Source organism: Actinoallomurus sp. CA-142502, from assembly GCF_050936355.1.
Lineage (GTDB): Bacteria > Actinomycetota > Actinomycetes > Streptosporangiales > Streptosporangiaceae > Actinoallomurus > Actinoallomurus iriomotensis.
Genome location: NZ_JBNJMY010000001.1, coordinates 7,554,083 through 7,577,918 on the forward strand (window position 1 = coordinate 7,554,083; position 23,836 = coordinate 7,577,918).

23 protein-coding genes are annotated in these 23,836 nt (G+C 72.2%); 9 read left to right on the forward strand and 14 right to left on the reverse strand.

The window, feature by feature from the left end:
• The first annotated feature begins 89 nt into the window (after positions 1–89).
• Positions 90–1,007, forward strand: a complete 918-nt coding sequence (locus ACQEV1_RS35415) for an RNA polymerase sigma-70 factor (RefSeq protein WP_433399910.1) — start codon at positions 90–92, stop codon at positions 1,005–1,007.
• A gap of 12 nt (positions 1,008–1,019) precedes the next feature.
• On the opposite strand, the gene ACQEV1_RS35420 is transcribed toward ACQEV1_RS35415, so the two are convergent.
• Complete coding sequence (locus ACQEV1_RS35420; protein ID WP_433399913.1) at positions 1,020–2,033, reverse strand: NAD(P)-dependent alcohol dehydrogenase; 1,014 nt, start codon at positions 2,031–2,033, stop codon at positions 1,020–1,022.
• A 94-nt stretch (positions 2,034–2,127) separates the two neighbouring features.
• Here ACQEV1_RS35420 and ACQEV1_RS35425 point away from each other — a divergent pair, with 94 nt between their 5' ends.
• A complete protein-coding gene (locus ACQEV1_RS35425; RefSeq protein WP_433399916.1) occupies positions 2,128–2,700 on the forward strand; it encodes a TetR family transcriptional regulator in 573 nt (190 codons plus the stop codon).
• Between the two features lie 40 nt (positions 2,701–2,740).
• Here the strand turns inward: ACQEV1_RS35425 and ACQEV1_RS35430 are convergent, their stop codons facing one another.
• Complete coding sequence (locus ACQEV1_RS35430; RefSeq protein ID WP_433399918.1) at positions 2,741–4,261, reverse strand: sugar ABC transporter ATP-binding protein; 1,521 nt, start codon at positions 4,259–4,261, stop codon at positions 2,741–2,743.
• A gap of 210 nt (positions 4,262–4,471) precedes the next feature.
• On the opposite strand from ACQEV1_RS35430, the gene ACQEV1_RS35435 reads away from it, so the two are divergent.
• Positions 4,472–5,434, forward strand: a complete 963-nt coding sequence (locus ACQEV1_RS35435) for a hypothetical protein (RefSeq protein ID WP_433399921.1) — start codon at positions 4,472–4,474, stop codon at positions 5,432–5,434.
• Here ACQEV1_RS35435 and ACQEV1_RS35440 read toward each other — a convergent pair.
• Positions 5,409–6,353: an NADP-dependent oxidoreductase gene (locus ACQEV1_RS35440; RefSeq protein ID WP_433399924.1), complete on the reverse strand. Its 945-nt coding sequence runs from the start codon at positions 6,351–6,353 to the stop codon at positions 5,409–5,411. The two genes, ACQEV1_RS35435 and ACQEV1_RS35440, sit on opposite strands and share 26 nt — an antisense overlap.
• A 119-nt stretch (positions 6,354–6,472) precedes the next feature.
• Between ACQEV1_RS35440 and ACQEV1_RS35445 the strand changes: the two genes are divergently transcribed.
• Entirely contained in the window at positions 6,473–6,970 is a 498-nt protein-coding gene (locus ACQEV1_RS35445; protein WP_285576813.1) for a MarR family winged helix-turn-helix transcriptional regulator, read from the forward strand.
• A gap of 43 nt (positions 6,971–7,013) precedes the next feature.
• Here ACQEV1_RS35445 and ACQEV1_RS35450 read toward each other — a convergent pair whose 3' ends face one another.
• The 6 genes from ACQEV1_RS35450 to ACQEV1_RS35475 form a co-directional block, all read right to left on the reverse strand.
• The gene (locus ACQEV1_RS35450; RefSeq protein WP_285576812.1) at positions 7,014–7,820 is read right to left on the reverse strand and encodes a DeoR/GlpR family DNA-binding transcription regulator; all 807 of its coding nucleotides are present in this window, start codon (positions 7,818–7,820) and stop codon (positions 7,014–7,016) included.
• A gap of 73 nt (positions 7,821–7,893) precedes the next feature.
• A complete protein-coding gene (locus ACQEV1_RS35455) occupies positions 7,894–9,174 on the reverse strand; it encodes an alkaline phosphatase family protein (RefSeq protein WP_433399928.1) in 1,281 nt (426 codons plus the stop codon).
• 122 nt (positions 9,175–9,296) lie between these two features.
• Positions 9,297–10,193 carry a hypothetical protein gene (locus ACQEV1_RS35460; protein WP_433399931.1) on the reverse strand — a complete coding sequence of 299 codons (897 nt, stop codon included), beginning with the start codon at positions 10,191–10,193 and terminating at the stop codon, positions 9,297–9,299.
• A complete protein-coding gene (locus ACQEV1_RS35465) occupies positions 10,190–10,819 on the reverse strand; it encodes a sigma-70 family RNA polymerase sigma factor (protein WP_285632817.1) in 630 nt (209 codons plus the stop codon). The genes ACQEV1_RS35460 and ACQEV1_RS35465 overlap by 4 nt, the downstream gene beginning before the upstream one ends.
• On the reverse strand, positions 10,812–11,027 hold the full coding sequence (locus ACQEV1_RS35470; protein WP_433399934.1) for a hypothetical protein: 216 nt from the start codon (positions 11,025–11,027) through the stop codon (positions 10,812–10,814). Before ACQEV1_RS35470 ends, ACQEV1_RS35465 begins: the two co-directional genes overlap by 8 nt.
• Before the next feature lie 112 nt (positions 11,028–11,139).
• Positions 11,140–11,802 carry an HAD family hydrolase gene (locus tag ACQEV1_RS35475; RefSeq protein ID WP_433399937.1) on the reverse strand — a complete coding sequence of 221 codons (663 nt, stop codon included), beginning with the start codon at positions 11,800–11,802 and terminating at the stop codon, positions 11,140–11,142.
• Between the two features lie 109 nt (positions 11,803–11,911).
• On the opposite strand from ACQEV1_RS35475, the gene ACQEV1_RS35480 reads away from it, so the two are divergent.
• On the forward strand, positions 11,912–13,000 hold the full coding sequence (locus tag ACQEV1_RS35480) for a Vms1/Ankzf1 family peptidyl-tRNA hydrolase (protein WP_433399940.1): 1,089 nt from the start codon (positions 11,912–11,914) through the stop codon (positions 12,998–13,000).
• Positions 13,001–13,047: 47 nt separating this feature from the next.
• On the opposite strand, the gene ACQEV1_RS35485 is transcribed toward ACQEV1_RS35480, so the two are convergent.
• The 5 genes from ACQEV1_RS35485 to ACQEV1_RS35505 all read right to left on the reverse strand — a co-directional run bounded on the left by ACQEV1_RS35485 (position 13,048) and on the right by ACQEV1_RS35505 (position 18,456).
• Positions 13,048–13,224 carry a DUF3099 domain-containing protein gene (locus ACQEV1_RS35485; protein WP_433399943.1) on the reverse strand — a complete coding sequence of 59 codons (177 nt, stop codon included), beginning with the start codon at positions 13,222–13,224 and terminating at the stop codon, positions 13,048–13,050.
• The gene (locus ACQEV1_RS35490; RefSeq protein WP_285632808.1) at positions 13,221–14,318 is read right to left on the reverse strand and encodes a hypothetical protein; all 1,098 of its coding nucleotides are present in this window, start codon (positions 14,316–14,318) and stop codon (positions 13,221–13,223) included. The genes ACQEV1_RS35485 and ACQEV1_RS35490 overlap by 4 nt, the downstream gene beginning before the upstream one ends.
• 33 nt (positions 14,319–14,351) lie before the next feature.
• Positions 14,352–15,698 carry a vWA domain-containing protein gene (locus ACQEV1_RS35495; protein WP_433399947.1) on the reverse strand — a complete coding sequence of 449 codons (1,347 nt, stop codon included), beginning with the start codon at positions 15,696–15,698 and terminating at the stop codon, positions 14,352–14,354.
• Positions 15,682–16,542, reverse strand: a complete 861-nt coding sequence (locus ACQEV1_RS35500; protein WP_433399950.1) for an AAA family ATPase — start codon at positions 16,540–16,542, stop codon at positions 15,682–15,684. The genes ACQEV1_RS35495 and ACQEV1_RS35500 overlap by 17 nt, the downstream gene beginning before the upstream one ends.
• 96 nt (positions 16,543–16,638) lie before the next feature.
• Positions 16,639–18,456 (reverse strand): serine/threonine-protein kinase, encoded by a 1,818-nt coding sequence (locus tag ACQEV1_RS35505; protein ID WP_433399953.1) that lies wholly within the window; start codon positions 18,454–18,456, stop codon positions 16,639–16,641.
• A 72-nt stretch (positions 18,457–18,528) separates the two neighbouring features.
• On the opposite strand from ACQEV1_RS35505, the gene ACQEV1_RS35510 reads away from it, so the two are divergent.
• The 4 genes from ACQEV1_RS35510 to ACQEV1_RS35525 all read left to right on the forward strand — a co-directional run bounded on the left by ACQEV1_RS35510 (position 18,529) and on the right by ACQEV1_RS35525 (position 23,669).
• The gene (locus tag ACQEV1_RS35510; protein WP_285632796.1) at positions 18,529–19,248 is read left to right on the forward strand and encodes a Clp protease N-terminal domain-containing protein; all 720 of its coding nucleotides are present in this window, start codon (positions 18,529–18,531) and stop codon (positions 19,246–19,248) included.
• A gap of 60 nt (positions 19,249–19,308) precedes the next feature.
• Positions 19,309–20,430 carry a 5-methyltetrahydropteroyltriglutamate--homocysteine S-methyltransferase gene (locus ACQEV1_RS35515; protein WP_285632793.1) on the forward strand — a complete coding sequence of 374 codons (1,122 nt, stop codon included), beginning with the start codon at positions 19,309–19,311 and terminating at the stop codon, positions 20,428–20,430.
• Positions 20,431–20,544: 114 nt separating this feature from the next.
• Entirely contained in the window at positions 20,545–22,062 is a 1,518-nt protein-coding gene (locus tag ACQEV1_RS35520; RefSeq protein WP_433399957.1) for a hypothetical protein, read from the forward strand.
• A 29-nt stretch (positions 22,063–22,091) separates the two neighbouring features.
• Positions 22,092–23,669, forward strand: a complete 1,578-nt coding sequence (locus ACQEV1_RS35525; protein ID WP_433399960.1) for a serine/threonine-protein kinase — start codon at positions 22,092–22,094, stop codon at positions 23,667–23,669.
• The last annotated feature ends 167 nt before the right edge of the window (positions 23,670–23,836 follow it).

Genomic DNA, 23,836 nt, shown 5'->3' on the forward strand with positions numbered 1-23,836 from the left:
GCACGCCACAGACGTGGCTGTCACAGAACGAGGGGCGGCGGCATCTGATGCGTGTGGCAACGTGGAGAAACGACAGGCAGGAGCCGGATATGAGCGAGCACGCAGCGGACGACACCGACCCGCTTGCGCACGGGGACCGCGTGGACACCGCCACTGAGGCGTTCGTCGCTCACCGCAACCTGCTGTTCACCGTCGCCTACGAGATGCTCGGTTCAGCCGCGGACGCCGAGGACGCTCTGCAGGAGACGTGGTTGCGGTGGGCGAGCGTCGATTTGGACGGAGTGCGCGATCAGCGGGCCTACCTGGTGCGGATCGTCACCCGGCAGGCGCTGATCCGGCTGCGTACGCTCCGCCGTCGCAAGGAGTCCTATGTCGGGCCCTGGTTGCCCGAGCCGCTGCTGACCGCGCCCGACGTGGCCGATGACGTCGAGTTGGCCGACAGCGTGTCGATGGCGATGCTGCTGGTGCTGGAGACGCTCGCGCCGGTCGAACGGGCGGTGTTCGTGCTGCGCGAGGTGTTCGACCTGGACTACGACGAGATCGCCGAAGCCGTCGGCAAGCGCCCGGCCGCCGTTCGCCAGATCGCCCACCGGGCACGGGCGCACGTCGCCGCGCGCCGCCCGCGTGACGCCGTCTCACCGGCCGAGACCGAAGCCGCGCTCCAGGCGTTCCAGCGGTCGGTCGAAACCGGCGACCTGCGGAACCTGCTCGACATCCTCGCGCCGGACGTCGTCTTGCTGACCGACGGCGGCGGCGTCGTGCGGGCCGCGCTGGATCCCGTCGTGGGCGCCGAGCGCGTGGCCGCCGTACTGGGCAGGATCGCCGCCGCGGCGTCGCTGCGGCCGGCCCGGGTCAACGGCCACCCCGCGTTGACGATCCGCCTGGACGGCGAGATCGACACCGTCCTGGCGGTACGCGTCGACGACGGCCTCATCACGGGCCTGTACGCCGTGCGCAACCCGGAGAAGCTCTCACGTGTGGAGCGGGAGACCACTCTGCGCCGCTGACCCGGCGGCCGGTCAGAACTCCAGTACGGCGCGGTAGCGGGCGCGTCCGTGCCGTACGTGGTCGAGCGCCTCGTCCATGCGCGCGACGGGGAAGGTCTCCACGGCCGGCCGGATGCCGTGCCGGGCCACGAAGTCGAGCATGAGCCGGATCTGCGCCGGCGGGCCCGTGACGCCGCCGGCGACGGACCGCTCGCCGGTCAGCAGGCGCCGCGGGTCGAACGTCAGCGACTCGCCGGACATCCCGACGACGCAGAGCGTCCCGTGCGGGCGCAGCGTCTCCAGGTAGGCGTCCCACGGCAGGTCCGCCGAGACGGTCGACAGGACGAAGTCGAACGCGTTCGCGACCCGCCGCAGCCCCTCCCCCTCCCCCGGCACGACGAAGTCGTGCGCGCCGAACCGCCGGGCGTCGCTCTCCTTGCCCGGTGAGGAGGACACGGCGGTGACGTGGCAGCCCCACTTGGCGAGGAACTGGATCGCCAGGTGGCCGAGGCCGCCGACGCCCACGACGGCGACGTGGTCGGTCGGCCGGACGCCGTGCCGCAGCAGCGGCGTGAACACCGTCGTCCCGGCGCACAGCAGCGGCCCCGCCTGCGCGGAGGGGATGACGTCGGGAATGGGGTGCGCGTATCGCCAGTCGCTCGCGCGGACGTGGCTGGCGAACCCGCCGCCGGTGCCGCGGACCGCCGTGTTGTCCTTGTGCGGGCACAGGTGCTGCCGGCCGTCGAGGCACCACTCGCACGCGAAGCACGCGCCCGCCGTCGCCCCGACCCCCACCCGCTGCCCGACGGACAGGCGCGTACGGTCCACCGCGTCGCCGAGCGCCGTGACCACGCCGATCGCCTCGTGCCCCGCGACCACCGGGAACGCCGAGACGCCCCACTCATCGTCGATCATGCCGACGTCGGTGTGACAGACACCGCAGTGCGTCACCGCGACCTCGACCTCCAGCGGCCCCAGCGGCGCCGGTTCGTACTCGAGCACCTGAACGGGCCCGCCCGGCCGCTCGACCGCGTACGCCTGTGTCATCACTGTCGCCCTCTCCCATGAAGCAACTAAACAGATAGTTGGAAGACTACCCGCACGGACCGCGAAGTGAATAACCGGTTGGTAAGCTCCTCCCATGCGCGTCCGCGATGCCGAGGCCACCCGCCGGCGGCTGCTCGACGCGGCGACCGCCGACTTCGCCGCCCATGGCATCGCCGGCGCCAGAGTCGACCGCATCGCCAACGCCGCCGGCGTGAACAAGGCGCAGATCTACTCCTACTTCGGCGACAAGCTCGGGCTCTTCCACGCCGTGTACCGCATGCACGCCGACGCCGTCGTGGACGCCACCCCCTTCACCCCCGACGACCTGCCCGGCTACGCGGCCGGCCTGTACGACGCGGCCGTCGCGCGACCTGAGCTGTTCCGCCTGGTCACCTGGGCGCGGCTCGAAGGCGTGGCGGCCGACGAGATCGCGGCCGGGGGCGGCGCGGGCGGGTGGAAGCTGCGGGCGGTCGAGGAGGCGCAGCGCGCCGGCACCGTCGCCGCCGGCCTCGATCCGGCGGACGTGCTGGCGCTGGTGACCGCGATGGCACTGGCCTGGTCCGCGGCCGGCTGGTCCGTGGTGGCCGGCCCCGGCGATTCCGACGCCGACCACGAACGCCGCCGGCGTGCCCTGCGCGCCACGGTGGCGGGCGCGCTCGGCGCCTGACGCCTCGAAGACCGTTTCAGAGCGTGCGGAGGCGGCGGGATCACGCCCCGCCCGGCGCCCGCGCCGAGGCCATCGCGGCGATGATGCCCTCCTCGGTGACCTCCGGCCCGGTCAGCTCGGCCGCGACCGCTCCGTCGCGCAGCACGACGACGCGGTCGCAGCCGCCGACCAGCTCCTCCAGGTCGGAGGAGATCAGCAGGATGGCGAGGCCGCCCACGGCCAGCTCGTCCAGCAGGTCCTGGAGCTGGGCCTTGGCGCCGACGTCGATGCCGCGGGTCGGCTCGTCGAGCAGCAGCACCTTCGGCTGCATCGCGAGCCAGCGGGCCAGCAGCACCTTCTGCTGGTTGCCGCTGGACAGCTCGTCCACCCGCTGCTGTGGCGAGGCCGCCTTGATCTGCAGCCGCCGCATGAACGTCTCGACGATCCGGTCGATGCGCGCCGTCGACACGACCCCGAACCGCGACAGCCGGGGCAGCGCGGCCAGGCTGATGTTGTCGCGGATCGACAGGCTGCCGATGATGCCCTCGGCCTTGCGGTTCTCCGGGAGCAGGCTGACGCCGGCGCGGATGGCGCCGGTGATGGACCGGTTGCGCAGCGGCGCGCCCGCGACCGTGACCTGCCCGGCGTCGAGCGTCAGCGCGCCCGCGATGGCCTTGGCGGTCTCCGTGCGCCCGGCGCCGAGCAGCCCGCCGAGCCCGAGCACCTCGCCCTGGCGCAGCTCGATCGAGACGTCGGCCAGCGCGTGCCGCCGGGTCAGCCCGGTGGCGCGCAGGTACGGCGGATCGTCCGACCGCTCGTGCGCCTCCCCGGGGTGCGCCGCCGGGAGCCGTACGGGCGGCCGGCCGAGCATGAGCGAGACCAGGCCGGCGCGGGCGAGCGCGGTCAGCGGGCCGGTGTGCACGACCCTGCCCTCGCGCAGCAGCGTGACCCGGTCGCAGATCTCGTACAGCTCCTCGAGCCGGTGGCTCACGTAGAGCACCGACCGGTTCCGTGCGCGCTGCTCCTCGATCACCCGGAAGAGGATCTCGATCTCGGGCGGCTCCATCACGGCGGTGGGCTCGTCCAGCACGATGACGCGGGCGCCCGCCGCGACGGCGCGGGCGAGGGCGACGAGCTTCTGCGCGCCCGCGCCGAGCGAGGCCAGGGGACGCCGCGGGTCGGCGCGCAGGCCGTACGCGGCGAGGATCTCGGCGGCCCGGTGGTGCATCCGCGCGGTGTCGATGAGGCCGAACCGCCCGCGCGGCTCCTCGCCGAGGAACAGGTTGCGGGCGATGCTCATCGAGGGGATGAGGCTGTCGTCCTGATGAACGCCCCGGATGCCGGCGCGCCGCGCGCCGAGCGGACCGTCGAGGACGAGTGGCTCGCCGTCGCGGCGCAGCCGCCCGCCGTCGGGCCGCTGCACGCCGGTGAGGATCTTCACGAGGGTCGACTTGCCGGCGCCGTTCTCCCCGGCGAGCGCGTGCACCTCACCGGGGGCGAGGGTCAGCGAGACGTGATCGAGGGCGAGCACGCCGGAGAAGCCCTTGACGATCGCCGCGGCCTCGAGGGCTGGTCGTACCACGAGAGTCCTCCCGCGCTCGCCCGGACCGGTCGCCCCCTGACAGAGGAATAGTTGCCCCTCCGATCGCCTCCGGTCAACCGGCTCCGGTCAGGTGTTCCTCCGGCCGCGGACCGGGCGGCGCCACCCCGGCGCGCGGATCGTCCGTCCAGGGGATGCGGATCCCCTGGAGAGGGGAGACGCTCCCGGCCGCGGGCCGCCAGCGTTGGGGGCGTGACGAACGAACGAGCGTGGGTGAGGCCGGTCGGGCTCGCGTGGGCGGCGGTGTACGGCGGGTTCGGGCTGGTCTGCGCGTTGACCGGGACGCCGCTGTTCCATCGGGGCCCGCGTCCCGGACCGGCCGGAGCCGACTGGGCCGTGGTCGCGGTGGCCGGGGTGGCGGCCGTGGCGATCCTCTGCCGTGCGCGTGTACCGCTGTGGGGAGCCTGTGGGCTCTCCGCCGCGTGCGCGTTCGGGCTGTTGATGGACGTGATCACGCTGGTCTTCGGCGAGGGCGTGGACGGCGCGGCGGCGGCCGCCGGCCACGCGCTGGCCGCGGCCGGCGCGGTCCTGCTCGCCGTGTCCGCCCACCGTCCCCGGCCGGCCGGATCCACGGCGGCGGCCGGTCCGCCCGCACCGGCCTCCCGGCGCGTACGGGCGGCCGCCTGGGCCGGGGCGCTGGCGTTCGTCCCGTACGCGGCGATGAAGATGGTCTGGGCGGCGGGTGGCACGTTCGCGGGCATGGACCGGGCGCGGGTGCTCGCCGTGTCCCGGCGCAACGGCGCCTCCGGCATGTGGCTCACGCTGGAGTCGTGGGGCGTGGACGCCACCGCGCTGCTCGCCGCGCTCGGCATCTTCCTGATCTTCGGGCTGGTGTATCCGTGGGGACTGCGGTTCCCGCGCTGGGCTCTCGGGCTGCGCGGGCGGCGGGTGCCCCGCTGGCTGCCGCTGACGCCCGCGCTGCTCGGCGCCGCGACGCTGGCCCCGTACGGGATCGCCGGCGTCGGCTACGCCGCCCTCGGCACGGCGGGCGTCGTGACCGTGCCGCGCGGCGACTTCCCCAGCTCGGCGGACGCCCTGCTGGTGAGCTGGATCGGCCTCGGCGCCTTCGGCCTGTACGGCGTGGCCCTGGCCCTCACCGCCCGCTCGTACTGGCTCCGCACCCGAGACGTCAGGCGCCGGCCGGGAGGACGATGACCTTGCCCGAGAGCGTCCCCGCGGCGGCCCGGGCGTGGATCGACGCCAGGTCGGTCAGCGAGACGCGCTCGGCGACGTCGACGGTCAGCTCGCCGCGGTCCACGCGCGCCACGAGTTCCGACAGTTGCCCGGCGTCGCTGCGGACGAAGAGGTCGATCGCTCGCACGCCCCGCTCCTCGTCGGCCGGGGCGGGCATCCACACGGTGGCGCTGACCACGACGCCGCCGTCGCGGACCAGGGTGGCCAGCGCCGCGAACTCGGCGGGAGTGATCGGCGCGAGGTTGAGCAGGACGTCAACCGGCTCGGTCACGGCGGTGGTCACCTCGGTGGCGGTGTGGTCGATGACCTCGTCGGCACCCGCCACCTTGAGGCGGTCGCCGCTGCGGGGGCTGCCGGTGGCGATCACGTGGGCGCCGGCCGCCTTGGCCAGCTGTACCGCGTAGCCGCCCACGGCGCCGCCGGCGCCGCTGATCAGGATCCGCTGCCCGGCCTTCAGCTCGGCGTGGTCGAACAGAGCCTGCCACGCGGTGAGACCGACCAGGGGCAGCGCGGCCGCGTCGGCGAGCGGGATGCTCGTCGGAGCCGGCGCCAGGATCTCGGCCGGCGCGAGGACGTACTCCGCCGAGGCGCCGTCGTCGACGAACGGCAGGAAGCCGACCACCCGGTCACCGACCTCAAGGCCGCGGACGCCCTCGCCGAGTGCGTCGACCGTTCCCGCGACGTCCAGGCCGGGGATGTGCGGCAGGGTCAGGGGCATCGGGTCCTGCATGAAACCCGCGCGGATGTTGCCATCGACGCCGTTGAACGTCGTCGCGGCGACGCGCACCCGCACCTGCCCGGTGCCGGGGACGGGCTCGTCGACGTCCTCGTAGCGGAGGACGTCAGGGTCGCCGTACTCGTGGAAGCGAACCGCCTTCATCGTGAGTGCCTCACTCTCGATCGGTATGTGCTTCGAACTCGAAGCACTTCGGTCAACGTAGCAGTGCTTCGAAGTTGAAGCAAGTGCTTCGAAAATGAAGCAACTGGTAAGGTCGTGTCATGCCTGACACACCGGAGCCGCTGGACGCCGTCCAGCTGGGCGCGTACTTCGCCCTCATGGAAGTGGCGGGTCTGCTTCGACACGCGGTCGAGCAGCAGCTGCGCGAGGCCGGCGATCTGAGCTACGTGCAGTTCCAGCTCCTGGCGCGTCTCGGCCTCGACTCGCCGACCGGCAGAGAACGCATGACCGACCTGGCCGACGGCGTCGTCTACAGCCGCAGCGGGTTGACCTACCAGGCAGGGCTGCTCGAAAAGGCGGGCCTGGTCACGCGTACGCCCTCAGCGGACGACGAGCGGGGCGTCACGGTCGCGATCACCGACGCCGGGCGGGCGCTGCTCGCCAAGGTGCTTCCCGGCCATACCGAGGTCCTCAGGCACCAGCTCTTCGCGCCGCTGTCGCGCCGGGACACCGAGGCTCTCGCCGAACTGTTGTCGCCGGTGCGCGACCACATGCGTTCGGCGCCGCCCCGTTCGGCGGCGCCTCGCCGCCGGCGGTGACACGCCGCCCCGCCTCCCGGGCGGACCCGGGCCGCCCCGGCGGTCAGAGGCGGGCGACGTGGAGGCGGACGCCGCGGGCGCTCAGTTCGTAGAGCTCCTCCTGCGGGGCCGCGTCGCCGGTGACCAGGTGGGCGATCTCGTCGGCGGGGACCGTCTGGACCATGGTGTTCACGCCGATCTTGGTGTGGTCCGCCAGCACGACGACCTCCTCCGCCGACGCGGCGAGGGCCTTGTCCGTGCTGGCGACCTGCATGTTCGGCGTGGACAGGCCGCGTTCGGCGGTGAGGCCGTTGCCGGAGATGAACGCGCGGCGCGTGCGCAGGCCCGCGAGTGAGCGCTCCGCGGCGCTGCCGACCAGGGCCTGGACGGGGCCCCGCAGCATGCCGCCGGTCATCACCACCTCGATGCGCGGCGACGCCGACAGGGCCTGCGCCACGAGCAGGGAGTTGGTGACCACCGTCAGGTCGGTGTGGCCGGTCAGCCGCTGGGCGAGCGCCTGCGTCGTCGTGCCCGGTCCGATCACCACGGCGTCGCCGTCCTCGACGAGCGCCACGGCCAGGTCGGCGATGGCCGCCTTCTCCGCCTTGGCCACCTGCGCCTTCTGCAGGTGTGTCGGCTCGCGGGACAGCTCGCCGGGCAGGGACGCGCCGCCGTGGTGGCGGTCGATCAGGCCGTCGGCCTCCAGCGCCCGCACGTCGCGGCGCACGGTGACCTCCGAGGACTGCACGGCCTCGGCGAGCTGACGCAGCGACAGGGTGCCGTTCGCGCGGAGGAGTTCGAGGATCCGCACGCGCCGCTCGGCGCCGAAGACCGGCTTGCGCCCGTCCGCCGCTCCCTGGAGGTCGCTCACGGTTCTCCCCACGCCCTGACCGGATGTGAACGGTTCCGATCGTAGTTCGGGAGCCGGAGAGTTTCCCTACGGCCTACGGTGTCGTGAAGCCCCGGCTGCGCGCGAGCGCGGCGAGCTCCGGCCAGTCCTCGCCGGAGTGGGCGTGGTCGGGCACCAGGCAGCCGAGCGTGACCGGCAGCGGGATCTTGTAGCGCGACGCCGTGAGGTTCGGCGCATCGGTGAAGTCCAGGACCTCGGCGAGGTTGTTGGCGGCGGCGTCGCGTACGGTCAGCGGCTCCAGGCCGAACCTCCACTCGATCATCTTCAGCACCGACGTGTGGTCGTACAGCCCGTGCGCCACGTGGCCGCGCCGCGCTCGCGGGGAGATGACGACGCACGGCACGCGGAACCCGCGCAGCCCGGCACCCAGGTCGGGATTCGGGTCGGGGCCGACCGGCGGCGGGACGTGGTCGAAGAAGCCGCCCCACTCGTCGTAGGTGATCACCAGGACGGTGCGCTCCCAGTTCGGGCTGGTCACGATCGCGTCGTGGACCTTGCCGAGGAAGTGCTGGCCGAGACGGATGTCGGCGAGCGGGTGCTCGTCCTCGGACATGCCGGGCACCGCCTCGCCGAGGAAGCCCGGATCCACGTACGACACCGGCGGCAGCGTGCCGGTCGCCGCGGCCAGGTAGAACTCGGTGATCTGACGGCTGATGCCCAGGTACTTCGTGCCCCACAGGGCGGTGATCGGCACGTCGCTGTAGTAGTAGCGGCCGGTGACGCCCTTGTCGGCGAGCCGGTCCCAGATCGCCGGCATGGTCGCGATCTTGTCGACCGAGGTCGTCGTACGGTCGGTCTGGGCGGAGTGCAGGAAGAACCGGTTCGGGAACGTCGGGGCCATCATGGCGGCGAAGTACCGGTCGCAGACCGTCCACTCCCGCGCCGCGCGCCCGTAGAAGGCCAGGTCGGCGGCCTCGAAGTAGCCGATGGACAGCGCGTCGTTGGACCCGGCCCGCAGCCAGCCGTCGCACGCGCCGTCGTTGAACTCGGTCCGACCGCCTCCGTAGGAGTGGTCGGGGTCGTTGAACCCGCACCCGGACGGAGTGGTCAGGTGATGGGTGTCGTGCGCGACGCCGCTCGCGTCCGTGTAGGTCAGCCCCGCCTGCCGGCCGTCCGCGCCCGGGAGCCAGCCGAGGTAGTGGTCGAAGGAGCGGTTCTCCATCATCACGACGACGATGTGGTCGATGCCGGACTCGCCGGGATCCGGGAGCGCCGTCGCCGTGGTGGCGGCCCGCGCCCGCCGGGGCGCGGCCACGCCCGCCGCGACCGCTCCCGCCGTCCCCGCGATGAATCCGCGCCGGCTCACATCGTTCACGGTCGTCTCCTCACGTCCCAGGGGGCTCCTCGCGCCCGAGCAGAGTACGACGGAGGCGGTTACCCGCCGGTTGAGCCGGGCGGTCCACTTCCGGACAAGGCCGGACCGGGCCGCACCGCCGCTCACACCACCGGGCCGCGAACCGGATCGCGTTCGGGGCCGTACGGCACCACCCGGTAGACGCCCGAGGCGATCTCCTCGGAGTAGGCGGCGACCCGCTCGCGCAGGCCCGGCGGCCAGCGGGTCTCCCGATCCCAGACCACGCCGACCAGGTCGTCCAGGTCGGTGACCTGGAGGCCGGACAGATCCGCACCGGCGGCGTTCACCTCCCGGGGGCAGAGATAGAGCGCGCGCTCGCGGACGCTTTCGAGCTCACGGGCGATCTCGGCCCGGCGGGGGCGGTCGCGAGGGTCGCGGACGTCCACTCCCAGGTCGAGGGAGAAGTACCTGCCGAAAAGACGGGCAGAGGATCGGACGGTGTCCAGATCGCGGAAAACGATGGTGCGGAGCACCTTGGCGAAGTCGCGGGCGTAGACCCAGGCGCGGGCGCGGTCGACGTCGCCGATGTCGCCGGCTCGGAGGATCTCGGTGAGCTCCCGCAGGTAGCTCGGATCGAGATGGGGTACGAGAGCCAGATCATCGACCACGCCCAGGACGACCTCACGCGCGGCAGGACGATCGCCACGGATCATCTCGATCAGGTCCTGGGCATTCCGCAGGGCGTCGAGCGATGAGCGGGCCTGGTCCACCGCGCGTATGTGAGAGAGATACCGGGCGCGCCGAGTGATGAGTGTCACCGGATCGGGGTCGCCGGGGGCGGCCGGTCGGGCCGGCGGACGCTCGCGCCGGTTCCGGGCGGGCTCATCATCGTCCGTGGCGCCCATCAACGCCGTCAGGGCGGAGATCGGGATGTCGCCCATCCGTACCTGCTCCAGCAGGTCGGCGTGGCCGGCGGCGAGGGCTTCGTCGAGTTCCTCGTCGGTGAGTTCGTCCTGCGGCTCTCGCGGGTCGTCGGTCATCGCCCGTCCCTCCCCTCGACGCCGCCCGGCCGGGCCGTCTCCGCCGAGGGCCGGCCCGGCGGAGACAGGTGCCGCTTGAGCGTACGGCGGGCCTTCTTCCGCAGGTCGCGTACCTTCTGCTCGGTGACTCCCAGCATGGCCGCGATCTCCGGCCCGGGGATGTCGTCCAGGTCGAGGGCCACCACCGCACGGGCGTTCTCGTCCTCCACTCGGTTGAGCGCGGACACCACGTCCAGGGCCTGACCGGTCAGCTCGGCGTGCCCCGGACCGGACCCGGCCTTCTCGGGCCGCCGGTCGGTGGGTGCGGGGTTCCTCCGCTGGGTCCGGAACTCGTTGAGCGCGACCGCGCGGATCCAGGCGCGTGGACTGTCGATCAGCGGCCACTGCGCGCGCCTCACCTTGATCCAACCGCGGGTGAACGCCTGCTGCGCCGCGTCCTCGGCCTCCCACCGGCCGGCGCCGTTCAGCATCAGGAACCGCACCACCTGGTGGTACTCGGCGTCGAAGAAGTCCATGAAGCCCTGCCGCATCGGGTCCATGCTGACGGCAGGCGCGGCGCGGGCGTCACCGGTGGCCGGATCCGGCCCGTCGTGGACACCGGCCGCCCCGCCTTCGCCATCACTCATCGCCCGCGGGAGACGAGGGGCGCGCCGGGTCGCCGATCTCGACCACCAGGCCGCGACCGCCGAGGTCGATCACGCGGCTGCCCGGCGGAAGCGCTCCCAGGTCCCGCCGCGACAGCCGCCGGGATCGTCCGCGTAGGCAGGCGCCTGCCGCGGAGAGCAGGCCGCCGAGCAACGGCGCCATCGCCGTCACCACCGCCACCGGTTCCATTCGGGTCCTCTTCTCCTCTGGCCCGGCCCGGTGGCCGTGGCTCACATGGGTAAGAGGGTGGAAAGCGTGGCTCGCGGGAAGGGTGAGACGGAGATCTTTCCGGGCCGCCCGCTCAGGAGGCGGCGAGGGGGCTGTGGTCGAGGTTCCGCAGGAGGTCGGCGGTGCTCTCGTAGACCTCCACCGCGCCCGCCTCGCGGAGGTCCTCGGTGCAGATGCCGCCGGTGCGGACGGCGACGCAGGCGACGCCGGCCTTGCGGCAGGCGTGCACGTCCCAGATCGTGTCGCCGACGAACACCGCGCGCGAGGGCTCCACGCCGGCGCGTTCGAGGGCGATGGACACGATGTCGGGCGCCGGCTTGCTCTCGTCCGCCTCGCTGGACGACGTGGCGGCGCTGATCGCGTCGTCGGCGTCGAGCGCGGCACGCAGCGCCGCGAGCTCGCTCGAGGCCGCGGAGCTGGCCAGAACCACCTTCATGCCGCGCCCGGCGCAGGCGCGCAGGAGGTCCGCCGCGCCGTCGAAGGCGCGCAGGCGGGGCCAGAACGTGGCGTACAGCGACCGGTGGGCGGCTCTCATGTCGTCGTCGGCGTCACGGTCGCGATCGTCCGGCAGCAGGTGGTCGAGGAGCTTGTCCGACCCCATGCCGATCGCGCCGTGGACGTCGGCCATGTCCACGCCGTGCCCGTGCTGCCGGAACGCCTCCCACCAGCACACCGCGTGCAGGTAGTTGGTGTCGACCAGCGTGCCGTCCACATCGAAGATCACCGCGTCTGCCATGTCGGTCGCCTACCCGGGCGCGGACCCGGTAACCTCCCCCGGCCGATGTCGCGCGCCTCCGTCGCGGCACCCATGTTTGGCCCGGCAGGAGCGGGTAACGGCGAGCCCCATGGACCTTTCCTTTCTCCGACCGCTGTACGAACGGCCTGGCCCCTACGTGTCGATCTACCTGGACATGATGCGGACGGCCGAGGACTCGTCCAAGCTCATCGAGCTGCGCTGGCGCGCGCTGCGGGAGAAGGCGGCCGCCGATGGCGCTCCACGGGAGGCCCTGGCCGCCCTCGACGACCTGGTGCGCGAGCACGACGAGCGCCGGACCTCCGGCGGGCTCACGGCGTTCGCCACGGACGCGGGCGTGGTCCTGTCCGACGTACGGGACGCGCCGCCCGTCGCCGAGCAGGTGCACTACGGGCCGCTCCCCCACGTCATGCCGCTGCTCGCCGGCGGGCCCGAGCCGCTTCCGTACCTGGTCGTCGTGGCCGACCGGCAGGGTGCCGAGATCACCCGGGTGGGCCGCGACCGGACGCGCCGGACCACCGAGGTCCGGCCCGAGAACGAGTTCCCGATCCGCAAGCCCCACGGCGGCGACCTCAACCAGTCACGGATGCAGCGCGCGGCCGAGGACACCTGGCGCGCCAACGCCAAGGCCGTCGCCCGTACGGTCGATGAGCAGGCCACCCGCGAGAAGGCGGCGGTGATCGTCCTGGCCGGCGACCCGCAGGCGCGCAGCGCGGTGCTGGACGAGCTGTCCAAGCCCGTGCTGGCCCGCACGGTGGAGTCCCGCCACGCGGAGGGCGCGCCGCTGGCCGAAGAGGTGGAGCGCGCCGTCGAGCTGGCCGAGACGGAGAACCTGACCGGCCGGGTCGAACGCTTCGAGCGGGAGCGCGGCGAGGGCGGCCGCGCGGTCACCGGCCTGACCGCCGTGACCGAGGCGCTGCGCCGCGCCCAGGTCGACACGCTCGTCATCGAAGATCATCCGGAGTCCACCGACCGCCTGTGGTTCGGCCCGGCGCCGACCGACGTGGCCGCCTCCGCCGCGGACCTGCGCGCGGTGAACATCGCCGAGCCGGAGCAGGACCGGGCCGACGCCGTCCTGGCCCGCGCGCTGGCGCAGACCGGCGCGGAGATCGTCGTCCTGTCCGAGGAGGGGCCGCCGCTGGAACACGGCATCGGCGCCGTCCTGCGCTTCGCCGCCTGAGCCGCCGCCGGCCGGTGCCCGCAGGTGCCGCGGGCGCCGGCCGGCGGTCAGTTCGTCCCGTCGCGGTTGGCGATGATCACCGCGACGAGAGGGAGGATCGACGCCACCGCCGACAGCGCCACCGCCCACACCCGCGAGAACGGCGCGACGACCGTCCAGGAGATCAGGTAGAGCAGGCCGCAGATCCCCATCAGCGTCAGGTAGATCCGCCTGCGGCGTCTCACGGGACGGCGGCGCGGTCCCCGTACCGCAGCAGCGCGCCCAGCCCCTGGTAGGCGCGCCAGTCGTCCAGCGTGATCAGCAGCAGTTCGCCGTCCGTGCCGGCGAGCGCCCGCACCAGGGCGGCGTCCGCGCGGTCCGGCACCGGGTCGGCCACGCCGCGGTCGCGCAGTTCGTCCGGTGAGGTCGCCAGGTCGGTGCAGCGCGGCCCCGTCCACACCGGCGTACCGGCGTCCGCGCGGCCGTCGATCAGCAGGCTCGCGACCTGGGCGTTGCGGAGCGCGCCGACGACGGGCCGCAGGCCATCCACGGCACGGCGGCCCTTCCTCAGCTGCTCGTTGAAGCGCTCCACGGCGGAGGTCATCCGCGCGGCCCGGGTCCGCCGTACCGTCTCGGCGACGTCGGCGTCCAGGCCCGGTCCGCCGGCGCGCGACTCGACGGTGCGGGCGAGCACGGGTTCGGACAGCTGTTCCAGTACGGCGGCGCGCTCCCGTACGTCGCCCGCGATCACCACGAGCTCGAACCCGCAGGAGCCGACGGTCTGGTCGATCACGCGCGCGGTCTTCTTCGCGTTGGCGCGCCATGCCTCTTCCGCGGCCTGCTGCACGTGCGGCTGGCGGAACATGTCTCCGCCCTTCGGCTTGTGCACCGGGGCCTCCACCGACGGCGGCACCACGGCGCCCCACCGGGTGCCGTCCGCCGCGACGCAGGTGAGGTTCGCGCCCAGCCGGTTGACCACGGCGACGAGCCGGGAGACCGGCTCCCCCCGCTGTTCGAGCAGCGGTACGACGTGCGGCAGCGGCGCGTACCGGGCCACTTCCTCACGCGGCGGGCCGTCCAGCAGCACCGCGTACGCGACCTCACCGCCGCACGCGAACACCGCCAGGCAACCGGATTCCCGCCGCTCCTTCTCATCGCGAACGACGCGTTCGACCGCCGCGATCGTCTCCGGCGGGGCCCCCTGATCGGCCAGTTCCTTGCACTGGACGTGCCGGCGCACCTCCACGGCCCGCGGATCCTCCGTACGCCGCATGTCGAGATAGACCGACGCGAACGGCCCCGGGCGGTCATACAGCGCCCTGAGGAACGAAAGGTCCATATCGCATGCCATACCCCGTCCTCGGCGGCGGGATCAGGCCAGCGTCTCGACGAACTCCGCGAGCTGCGTCAGGTTCCGGCACTCGTGCATCGGCAACACCTCGGCGTACACCGAGGCAGCGGAGTCACCGGAGTCCCAGTCCCTGGCCGGCTCGGGGTTGAGCCAGTACGCGTGCCGGGCCCGCCCGATGAGCCGGCGGACCGTGTCCAGGCCCGGATCCTGGTAGTTCGTCCGGGCATCGCCGAGGATCAGCAACGACGTCTTGGGCGTGATCGCGTCGCCGTACCGCTCCTCGAAGACCGCGAACGCGCGCCCGTAGTCGCTGTGCCCGCTCACCCAGACGATGTCGGCCTCGTTCGTCATCCGGGTGATCGCCTCGACCACGTCGGCGCCGGGGGCGAAGAACCGGGTGACCTCGTCCAGCCCGTCGATGAACGCGAACGCGCGCACCTTGGCGAACTGCTCGCGCAGCGCGTACGTCAGCAACAGCGTGAAGTGGGCGAAGGAGGAGACGGAGTCGCTCGCGTCGCAGAGCACGACCAGCTCCGGCTTGTGCGGACGGCGCGGGCGGTGGTGCGTGGTCAGCGGCACGCCGCCGGTGGACAGCGAGGTCCGCACCGTACGGCGGAAGTCGAGGCGCCCGCGCCGCCCGTGACGTTTGCGCACGGTGAGGCGCGTGGCGAGACGGCGCGCGAGCGGGTGGATCTCCCGGCGCAGGGCGGCCAGGTCGGCACGGGTGGCGCGCAGGAAGTCGACCTGTTCGAGCGGCGGCCGCACGTTGGCCCGCGCGACGCGCTCCAGGCCGCCCTCCTCGGCGATCCGGCGGCGTACGTCCTGCCCGACGAGCTCCTCGAACCGGGCGATCCGCCGGGCGAAGGTCCGCCGCGCGATCTTCTCGTCCAGGCCGCCGCGCTCGGCGAGCACGGCGTTCAGCAACCCGGCCATGAGCGTGTCCGCCGACAGGATCCGCAGCACCTGGTAGGAGAACCATGTCCCCGACCCGCCGTTGCCGCGCCCGTACGCGCCCACGGCCCCGCGGGCGAAGGCGCGCAGGGCCTCATCGTCGCCGCTCAGCAGGATGCCGCTGAGCTCGTCGCGGAGCCGCGCCAGCTCCGGGTCGCCGTACGCGGGCCGGTCGCGCGCCTCCTCGGTGCTGCCCATGACCGCCGGGAACCACAGGTCGAAGAGCAGGTCGAACGCCTCACGGTGCGCGGGACGCTTGACGAGCGTGGCCGCGTACGCCGCACGCAGCGACGCCCGGTCGCCCAGGTCGACCGCCTCCAGCGCGTGGACGGCGTCGAGCCCCTCGGCGAGCGAGACCGGCAGCCCCGCCTCGCGCAGCGCCGCGACGAAACCGATGTGCCTATCGAGAAGAGCCATCGAGTTCCTTGCGGGCGCGCTCTTGGTCGGAGTGGTGCTTGAGGACGACTCCCAGGGTGGCGTTGATCGCGTCCGCGTCGAGGTGGTCCAGGCCGAGTGCGAGGAGCGTACGGGCCCAGTCGATGGTCTCGGCGATCGAGGGCGCCTTCTTCAGCTCCAGCGCGCGCAGCGTGGCGACGACCTGCGCGAGGCGTTCGGCGAGGGCGTCCTCGATGCCGGGCACGCGGGCCCTGACGATCTCGCGCTCGCGTTCGGGGCTCGGATAGTCGAGGTGGAGGTACAGGCAGCGCCGCTTGAGCGCCTCGGACAGCTCACGGGTGGCGTTGGAGGTCAACACGACGAACGGCCGGCGCACGGCGGTGATCGTGCCCAGCTCGGGGATGGTCACCTGGAAGTCCGACAGCACCTCCAGGAGCAGGCCCTCGACCTCGACGTCGGCCTTGTCGGTCTCGTCGATCAGCAGCACGGTCGGGTCGGCGCGCCGGATCGCGGTCAGCAGCGGCCGCTCGAGCAGGAACTCCTCGGTGAAGATGTCGTCGTGAGTGGCGTTCCAGTCCTGGTCACCGGCGGCCTGGATGCGCAGGAGCTGCTTCTTGTAGTTCCACTCGTACAGGGCGCGCGGCTCGTCCAGGCCCTCGTAGCACTGGAGCCGTACGAGCCCGGCCCGCGTGATCTCGGCGACGGCCTTGGCCAGCTCCGTCTTCCCCACCCCGGCCGGCCCCTCGACCAGCAGCGGCTTGCCCAACGCCGCGGCCAGGTAGACCGTCGTCGCGATGGCGTCGTCGGGCAGATAGCCCACGGACGAGAGCCGCTCACGTACGTCACCGGGGGATGTGAAGGTCATCGGCCCTCCCGTGGCACTGTTCCGAACCGCGTTCGAAACTACCCCACGGCGCGCCCGGCCACGGCGAGCCGCCTCTTCCGCCTCACCGCACGGTCGTCAATGGCACTGGTTGTCATCCTGCGCCTTCTTACCGGGCGGGCAGGTGTACGGGCGAATGGTGCCGATGACCTTCTTGATCTCCTCGCTGGAGACCTCCCCGGAGACGTTCCGGTCCGCGAAGACGGTGAAGAAGGTCGGTCCGGTCGACGATCCCGGCACCGACGCCATGGCGATCGTCTCCACCATCGCGTGCGGTGGGGTGCAGGCGTCGCCGCCGGGGGCGGTCGTCACCGAAACGATGGTGTACGCGGCGTCGATGCCGTTGAGCGTGATGCTTCCGCCCTGGCCGGTGCTGACCGTCGGCGGCCGGGGATGAGCGCCCGCTCCCCCGTAGGCGGCACTCGCCCACTTGCGGGCCTCATCGGCGGCCGCGTACTGCAGAGTGCCCAGCTGGTCCTTTGACGGCGTCTGGGCGGACAGCACGCCACCTCGGATACCGGCATCGGCCCGTGTGCACTTGCCCTGGTCGACCTCGGCGACGGCCTTCTCCGCGGCGAGGATGTTCTTCTTCGCGTCCGGAAACCAGGTCACCCAGTCGGGACTCTGCACCTTCCAGGTCGGTGGCACGTCGTAGGCGATCCCGTACTGCGGGGCGAGCGTCGTCTTCCAGCCGGCGATCAACGGTCCCGTCTTCTCCGCGCGCGGCGTCTGAACAGCGGCGCTCTTCGTCGGGGTGGGGCCGGGCCTGGGCGGCGGCTTGCCGTCCCACGTCAGCGCGACGGCCGTGCCCGCGGCGAGCGCCACGACCGCGGCGCCGAGACCGGCGATGACGCCCGCGCGGCGCCCCCGCTTCGGCCGGGAGTGTCCGATGGTCTCCGGCGGCTCGTCCTGGCGGGTCGCCGCGTTACTCGGGAAATGATGATTCGGAGCCCAGTCGGGGGTCGTCGGCGCGGCCGGGGGCCGCCGGTCGGCCTGGCCGCGCAGGGCGGCGACGACCGCCGGGGCGCTCTGCGGCCGCGCGGCGGGGTCCTTGGCGAGCAGGTCGAGAGTCAGCCGGTCGAGATGGTCCGGCACGTCGGGCCGGCGCGACCGGGGAGGGGCCGGCGTCTCGTTGAGATGCCGGTACATGATCGCGGCGGGATTGTCCGCCACGTCGAACGGCGGCGCGCCGACGAGCAGTTCGTACAGCACACAGCCGAGCGAGTAAAGGTCGGAGCGCGCGTCGAGCCGCTCGCCGCGGAACTGCTCGGGGGCCATGTACAGGGGCGTGCCGATGAAGCTGCCAGCCGCGGTGAGCTGTGTCGCGTCGCTGAGCCGGGCGATGCCGAAGTCGCAGAGCTTCACCCGCCCGTCGTCGAGCAGGAAGAGGTTCGCGGGTTTGATGTCGCGGTGGACGATCCCGCGCGAGTGCGCCGCCGCCAACGCGTCCGCCGCCTGCGCCGTCACCGAGACCGCCATCTCGATCGACACTCCACCGGGTTCTCGCGCGAGGAAGCTGCCGAGGTCACGGCCGGTGAGGAGCTCCATCACCAGGAAGATCAGCCGTTCCTGGCCGTCCCGGTGCTCGTCGATGTCGAACGTCACCGTGATGCCCGGATGCTGGAGCGCCGCCGTGGTCTCCGCCTCCCGGCTGAACCGTTCGACCGCCGACTCCTCCGCCGCCAGGTCGGCGGGCAGGATCTTGATCGCCACCGGTCGCCGCAGCCGCAGGTCGACGCCGCGCCAGACGTCCCCCATGCCGCCCGCCCCGATCGGTTCCTCCACGCGGTAGCGTCCGCCGAGTTCCATTCCGGGTTCGATATTCGACCTTTTGCGCACGATCCAACATTCCACCAGAACATCGGCGCCGCCGTCGTTCATGTCGCCGAAAGTCATTGATGGGGTTATATGAAAGTACCCCCATAGGGGTTATGGTAACCGCACCTACAGATCCGGAGGGATGTCGAGATGCCGAAGATCAACGTCTACCTGCCCGACGACCTGGCCGAGGCCGTCAAGGACTCGGGGGTGCCCGTGTCCGCGATCTGCCAGCGCGCGCTGGACCAGGCGGTCCGCCGGGTCAACTCCATCCGCGCGGCGGTCCTCAGCGACACGGGCCCGGAGGATTTGGCCTCGCGCCTGCCGAACTTCACCGAACGGGCGCGCACCACGCTCCGGCTCGCGGTGCGGCGGGCCCGCGAGCAGGGCGTGCCCGAGGTGGGCACCGAGCACCTTCTCGGCGGACTGCTGGACGAGGGCGGCAACCTGGGCCTGCAGGTCCTGCAGGTGCTGGAGATCCAGCCGGACCAGCTGACCCGCGAGCTGGCGCGCGCGACCCCGGCCGCCGCCGAGGAGGAGGCGGGACGGCGCTTCAGCGGTCCGGCCGCGAACGCGCTGGAGCTCACCGCCACCGAGGCGATCGGGATGCAGCACAACTACATCGGCTGCGAGCACCTGCTGGTGGCTCTGGCGCTGGAGCCCGACGGCACGGCCGGCAAGGTCCTGCGCTCGCTGGGCGCCGACGCGCGTGCGGTGCGCCGTACGGTCAGCGCGGCGGTCGCCGGCTACGCCCACCTGCGCGCGCAGAAATCGGCCGTCGATCCGCAGGCGGCGCTGGCCGCGGCCGTGCGCAGGGAGATCGAGCCGCTGATCCGCCGCATCGAACGCCTGGAGAGCGCGGCGCAGTGACTCGACGGTTCGGCGCGGGCGGAGCAGACTGATCAAACCGTCAACCAGTTGGAGGCGACGATGCCGGCACACGCGAAGCCCCCGTTCCGCGCCGACCATGTCGGAAGCCTGCTACGGCCACCGGAGCTCCTGCGCGCCCGCGAGGATGCCGCCGCCGGGCGGATCACCGCCGAGGAGCTCCGGGCCGCAGAGGACGAGGCCATCCGCGCCGTCGTGGCGATGCAGGAGGAGGTCGGGCTACGGACGGCCACCGACGGCGAGTTCCGCCGTACGACGTGGCACATGGACTTCATCTACCAGCTCGGCGGGATCGACCCCGCCGCCGGCGGGCAGATGGAGATCCACTTCCGCAACGAGGCCGGCGACCTGAACTTCACCTCGGCCGCGCTCAGCGTGCACGACCGGGTGCGGCTCGACCACACGATCTTCGCCGACGACTTCCGCGCGCTCCAGGGCTACGTCACGAAGAACACGCCGAAGCTGACCATCCCCTCCCCCAGCATGGTCCACTACCGCGGCGGCCCCGCGTCGATCGACCCGGCCGTGTACCCGGACGTGGAGGAGTTCTGGTCCGACCTGAGCGCGGCGTACGCCGACCAGGTCCGCCGCATCGGCGAGCTCGGCTGCACGTACCTGCAGTTCGACGACACCAGCCTCGCGTACCTGAACGACCCGTCCCAGCGCGCCGAGCTCGCGGCGCGGGGCGACGACGCCGAGCACATGCACCTGCGGTACATCAAGCAGATCAACGCGGCGCTGGCCGATCGCCCCGACGGCATGACGATCACCACGCACATGTGCCGGGGCAACTTCCGCTCCTCGTGGGTGGCCTCGGGCGGCTACGACTTCGTCGCCGAGGCACTGTTCGGGGAGCTGAACGTGGACGGCTTCTTCCTGGAGTACGACGACGCGCGGTCGGGCGGCTTCGAGCCGCTGCGGTACGTGCCGCGGGGCAAGAGGGTCGTGCTGGGCCTGGTGACGACGAAGCGCGGGGACCTGGAGTCCAAGGACACGCTGAAGCGGCGCATCGAGGAGGCGTCGAAGTACATCGACGTGGACCAGCTGTGCCTGTCCCCGCAGTGCGGCTTCTCCTCGACGGTGGAGGGCAACGTGCTGACGTACGACCAGGAGGTCGCCAAGCTCCGCCTCATCGTGGAGACGGCCGCCGAGGTCTGGGGCTGAGGCCCCGGGCCGGCGCCTTTACACAGTAAGGTTCAGGCAGGGTCCACCTTGACTGGTTGTTGAACTACTTCTTACAGTCGCTGTCAACGGTGACGATCGTCGAAGAGGAACAGGATGAAACTCCCCGGCATCCGGTACGGAGCCGCCGTCGGCGTTCTCGCCGTTCTCTCGGCGACGGGCGTCTCTCTCGGCACGACCCCGGCTTCGGCGCGGACCGGCGCCGGAGGATGCGTCGGCTCCACCGCGCCGCTGTCGGTCGAGGAGAGCCGGCTGTCCTGGGTCCTGCCCGACAACGACGACCCGTCGACTCCCCAGTCCGCCTCGTTCGCCGACCAGATGATCGAGGGCGGCGGCTTCCAGGGCTACGGGCCGGAGTTCACGCGGCGGCTGTGCCGTACCCGCGGTCTGGAGGCCGCGACGGCGCTGGTGCGGAGCGAGGGCGAGGCGCTCTGGCGGGCGGCCGTGGCCCGCGCCCAGCGGAAGGGCCGCGTCACGGGCGCCCTTCCGTACAGCGACGACCGCCCGCTCTACTGGACGCGTCTCCAGTCGACCGCCACCCTGCGCCGCTGGACCCCCGGCTTCGCGCTGTCCGGCACGCAGCGGTCCGCGCTGATCACGGCGTACGACCGGGCGTCCCGCGGCATGTTCGACATCCGGTTCCCCGCCGGCAGGCGCGTCCGGCGGGTCATCGTGAGCGGCTTCGACCCGTACACGCTGGACGGCGGCACCACCGGCAGCGCTCCGGGAACGGTGGGCGACAACATCCGGCACGGCAACCCGTCCGGAGCCACCGCCCTCGCCCTCGACGGCACCACGTACAGGACGAAGGGCGGCCGGACCGCCGAGATCCAGGCGTACACGCTTCCGGTCAACTACACCGAGTTCCAGCAGGGCTATCTGGAGGACACCGTCGGGCCGTACATGCGCCCCGGCCCCCGGCGGGTCGACGCATCGATCACGGTGAGCCAGGCCGGCGACTCGGTGTTCGACCTCGAACAGTGGAACGGCCGCTACCACGGCGTCTCACCGGGCAACGACCACAGCCGGCCGTGCCCGACGGTGGGCGGCGTGCCGCAGCTCGCCGTCAACGAGCATGGTTGCGACTCGGCGGTCGTGGACCGCTGGGGCGGTCCGAAGACCTTCAGCCTGACCGACCCGCCGCAGTGGACCACCACCACGCTGCCGATCGCCCAGCTGATCCGCGCGAACACCGGCGCCTCGATTCCCCGGCCGCCCGGCGACGAGTGGCCGGACCCGTCCGTGGCGTTCGGCGTCGTCTGGCACACGAACTACACCGAGTTCCCGGACTGCGCCTCGACCCGGCAGGTGACCCGCAACAATCCGCCGCCGACGGACTACCCGCCGCCGACCGCGCCGACGCCGCCGGACCCGGGTTCCTGCTCGTACAGCGGCGGAGGGGGCAACTACCTGTCCAACGAGAGCGCCTACCGCAACACGCTGCTGCGCGACCGGATGGGCCTGCACATCCCGGCCGGCCACATCCACACGCCGGACATGCAGCACTTCGAGAGTTCGTTCAACGTGAGCGACCCGACCTTCGACGCCTGGCGCCGGGCCATCGTCGCCCAGGCGGGCAACCTCATCCACGTCGTCGCGGACACTGCGGGCTAATCCCCGGCCCGCGCCGTTATCGTTCGGGCATGAGTGATCGGAGGCGCCTTGCGGACCGGTACGTGCTACGCGAACCCCCGATCGGCGCCGGTGGGATGGGGACGGTCTGGCGGGCGTACGACGAGTTGCTCCACCGCGAGGTCGCGATCAAGGAGCTGCGGCTGCCCGAGAGCCTGAGCGCGGCGGAGCGCGAGGCGCTACGGGAGCGGGCGATGACGGAGGCGCGCGCCGCCGCCGGTCTGCACCACCCGGCGATCGTGCCGGTCCATGACGTGCTCGACGAGGACGACCGGCCGTGGATCGTGATGCACCTGGTGGAGGGGCGGGCGCTGGACGAGGAGGTGACGGCCTCCGGGCCGTTGGACCCGCGCCGCACGGCCGAGATCGGCCTCCGGCTCCTGGACGCGCTGACCGCCGCGCACGCGAAGGGCGTCCTGCACCGCGACGTCAAGCCGCAGAACGTCCTGCTCGACGCCGATGGGAACGCCGTGCTCACCGACTTCGGCATCGCCGCGGTCACCGGCGCCACCCGGGGCCTGACCCAGGACGGCTCGCTGGTCGGCACCCTCGGGTACGTCGCGCCGGAGCGGTTGAGCGGCGGGAAGGCCGTACCCGCGTCCGACCTGTGGTCGCTCGGAGCGACGCTCTACTACGCGGTCGAGGGGCGGCCCGCCTATGGGGCGGACGATCCCGCCGCGGTCGTCGCCGCGGTCCTGACCCGCGAACCCGACGCGCCACGGCGGGCCGGAGCGTTGTGGCCCGTCATCCAGGGCCTCCTCGATCGCGACCCAGGCCGGCGCCTCGACCCCGAGGAGTCCCGGAGGCGACTGCGAGCCGTGGCCTCCGGGCGCTCGGACACTCCAACCGTTCGGCTTCCCGGGTCGGCCTCGAACCCGCCGACCAAGGTGGAGACCGCGCTCCTGCCGCCGAGCCTGCGGGCACGGCTCCGCGACCGGATGGCGCTGGTGACGACCGGAGTGGTCGTCCTGGTCGTCGCCGTGGCCTTGGCGACCTGGCTCGCGACGTCGAACGGCGGCTCCGCGACCGCGCAGGACGGTGACTCCACTCCCCCGCCGGCGACACAGCCCTCGGCGTCCCAGGCCAGCCCCTCGCCCACTCCCCCGGCCGCCCGCTTCAGACTGGCGCCGAACGTGTGCAAGGGCCGGTCCAAGAAGTCGACGCCGATCAAGCAGTTGGTCCCGCAGGCCGCCCCGAATTATGAGAAGTGGACCGAGCTGTCGGACAATATCACCTGCAAATGGGAAAACCTGAAGAAGGGAGATAGTAACTTCTCCTGGCCGGAATTGCAGATCTCCGCGAAGCGGTACGCCGATGTCGACAAAGCGATATGGGATTACTCGACAGACCACTCTCTCCATGCCGACGATGACGTCATCAGATCATTGACCGGCATCGGCGATGAAGCGTTCTTCGCGCACAAGGAACGCGGACTTCCTGAGGTGGAGGTGGGCGTCCGGATCTCCAACGTGTTCATCGCCGTATCCTACGAATACGACTCAGACAAAACCATCAAGAAATCCGACGAGGAGAGGCTCCTCACCCTGGCTCGGCAACTGGTTCAGCAGACAGAGGCCACCGCCGAGTGAGCTCAAGGTTCTGCTGGTGAACGTACGCGATCAGCGGCCCCTTAATGAGGTGCGCACCAGGAGAGCCCGGCTCATCTTCCCGTAGCCGACCCCGAGTTCTTCCGCTACGGACTCTATTGAAACAAGACCGCAACCGGGCACCACTCCACCGGCATCGAAAGGGCTCC

Excerpts from the sequence above, each read along its gene's own strand:
- ACQEV1_RS35425 (WP_433399916.1), top strand. The coding sequence starts at position 2,128 with ATGCGCGTCCGCGATGCCGAGGCCACCCGCCGGCGGCTGCTCGACGCG.
- ACQEV1_RS35420 (WP_433399913.1), bottom strand. The coding sequence starts at position 2,033 with ATGACACAGGCGTACGCGGTCGAGCGGCCGGGCGGGCCCGTTCAGGTG.
- ACQEV1_RS35415 (WP_433399910.1), top strand. The coding sequence starts at position 90 with ATGAGCGAGCACGCAGCGGACGACACCGACCCGCTTGCGCACGGGGAC.
- ACQEV1_RS35475 (WP_433399937.1), bottom strand. The coding sequence starts at position 11,802 with ATGGCAGACGCGGTGATCTTCGATGTGGACGGCACGCTGGTCGACACC.
- ACQEV1_RS35510 (WP_285632796.1), top strand. The coding sequence starts at position 18,529 with ATGCCGAAGATCAACGTCTACCTGCCCGACGACCTGGCCGAGGCCGTC.
- ACQEV1_RS35505 (WP_433399953.1), bottom strand. The coding sequence starts at position 18,456 with ATGACTTTCGGCGACATGAACGACGGCGGCGCCGATGTTCTGGTGGAA.
- ACQEV1_RS35490 (WP_285632808.1), bottom strand. The coding sequence starts at position 14,318 with ATGGACCTTTCGTTCCTCAGGGCGCTGTATGACCGCCCGGGGCCGTTC.
- ACQEV1_RS35460 (WP_433399931.1), bottom strand. The coding sequence starts at position 10,193 with ATGACCGACGACCCGCGAGAGCCGCAGGACGAACTCACCGACGAGGAA.
- ACQEV1_RS35445 (WP_285576813.1), top strand. The coding sequence starts at position 6,473 with ATGCCTGACACACCGGAGCCGCTGGACGCCGTCCAGCTGGGCGCGTAC.
- ACQEV1_RS35500 (WP_433399950.1), bottom strand. The coding sequence starts at position 16,542 with ATGACCTTCACATCCCCCGGTGACGTACGTGAGCGGCTCTCGTCCGTG.
- ACQEV1_RS35480 (WP_433399940.1), top strand. The coding sequence starts at position 11,912 with ATGGACCTTTCCTTTCTCCGACCGCTGTACGAACGGCCTGGCCCCTAC.
- ACQEV1_RS35520 (WP_433399957.1), top strand. The coding sequence starts at position 20,545 with ATGAAACTCCCCGGCATCCGGTACGGAGCCGCCGTCGGCGTTCTCGCC.
- ACQEV1_RS35495 (WP_433399947.1), bottom strand. The coding sequence starts at position 15,698 with ATGGCTCTTCTCGATAGGCACATCGGTTTCGTCGCGGCGCTGCGCGAG.
- ACQEV1_RS35465 (WP_285632817.1), bottom strand. The coding sequence starts at position 10,819 with ATGAGTGATGGCGAAGGCGGGGCGGCCGGTGTCCACGACGGGCCGGAT.
- ACQEV1_RS35440 (WP_433399924.1), bottom strand. The coding sequence starts at position 6,353 with ATGAAGGCGGTTCGCTTCCACGAGTACGGCGACCCTGACGTCCTCCGC.
- ACQEV1_RS35470 (WP_433399934.1), bottom strand. The coding sequence starts at position 11,027 with ATGGAACCGGTGGCGGTGGTGACGGCGATGGCGCCGTTGCTCGGCGGC.
- ACQEV1_RS35515 (WP_285632793.1), top strand. The coding sequence starts at position 19,309 with ATGCCGGCACACGCGAAGCCCCCGTTCCGCGCCGACCATGTCGGAAGC.
- ACQEV1_RS35525 (WP_433399960.1), top strand. The coding sequence starts at position 22,092 with ATGAGTGATCGGAGGCGCCTTGCGGACCGGTACGTGCTACGCGAACCC.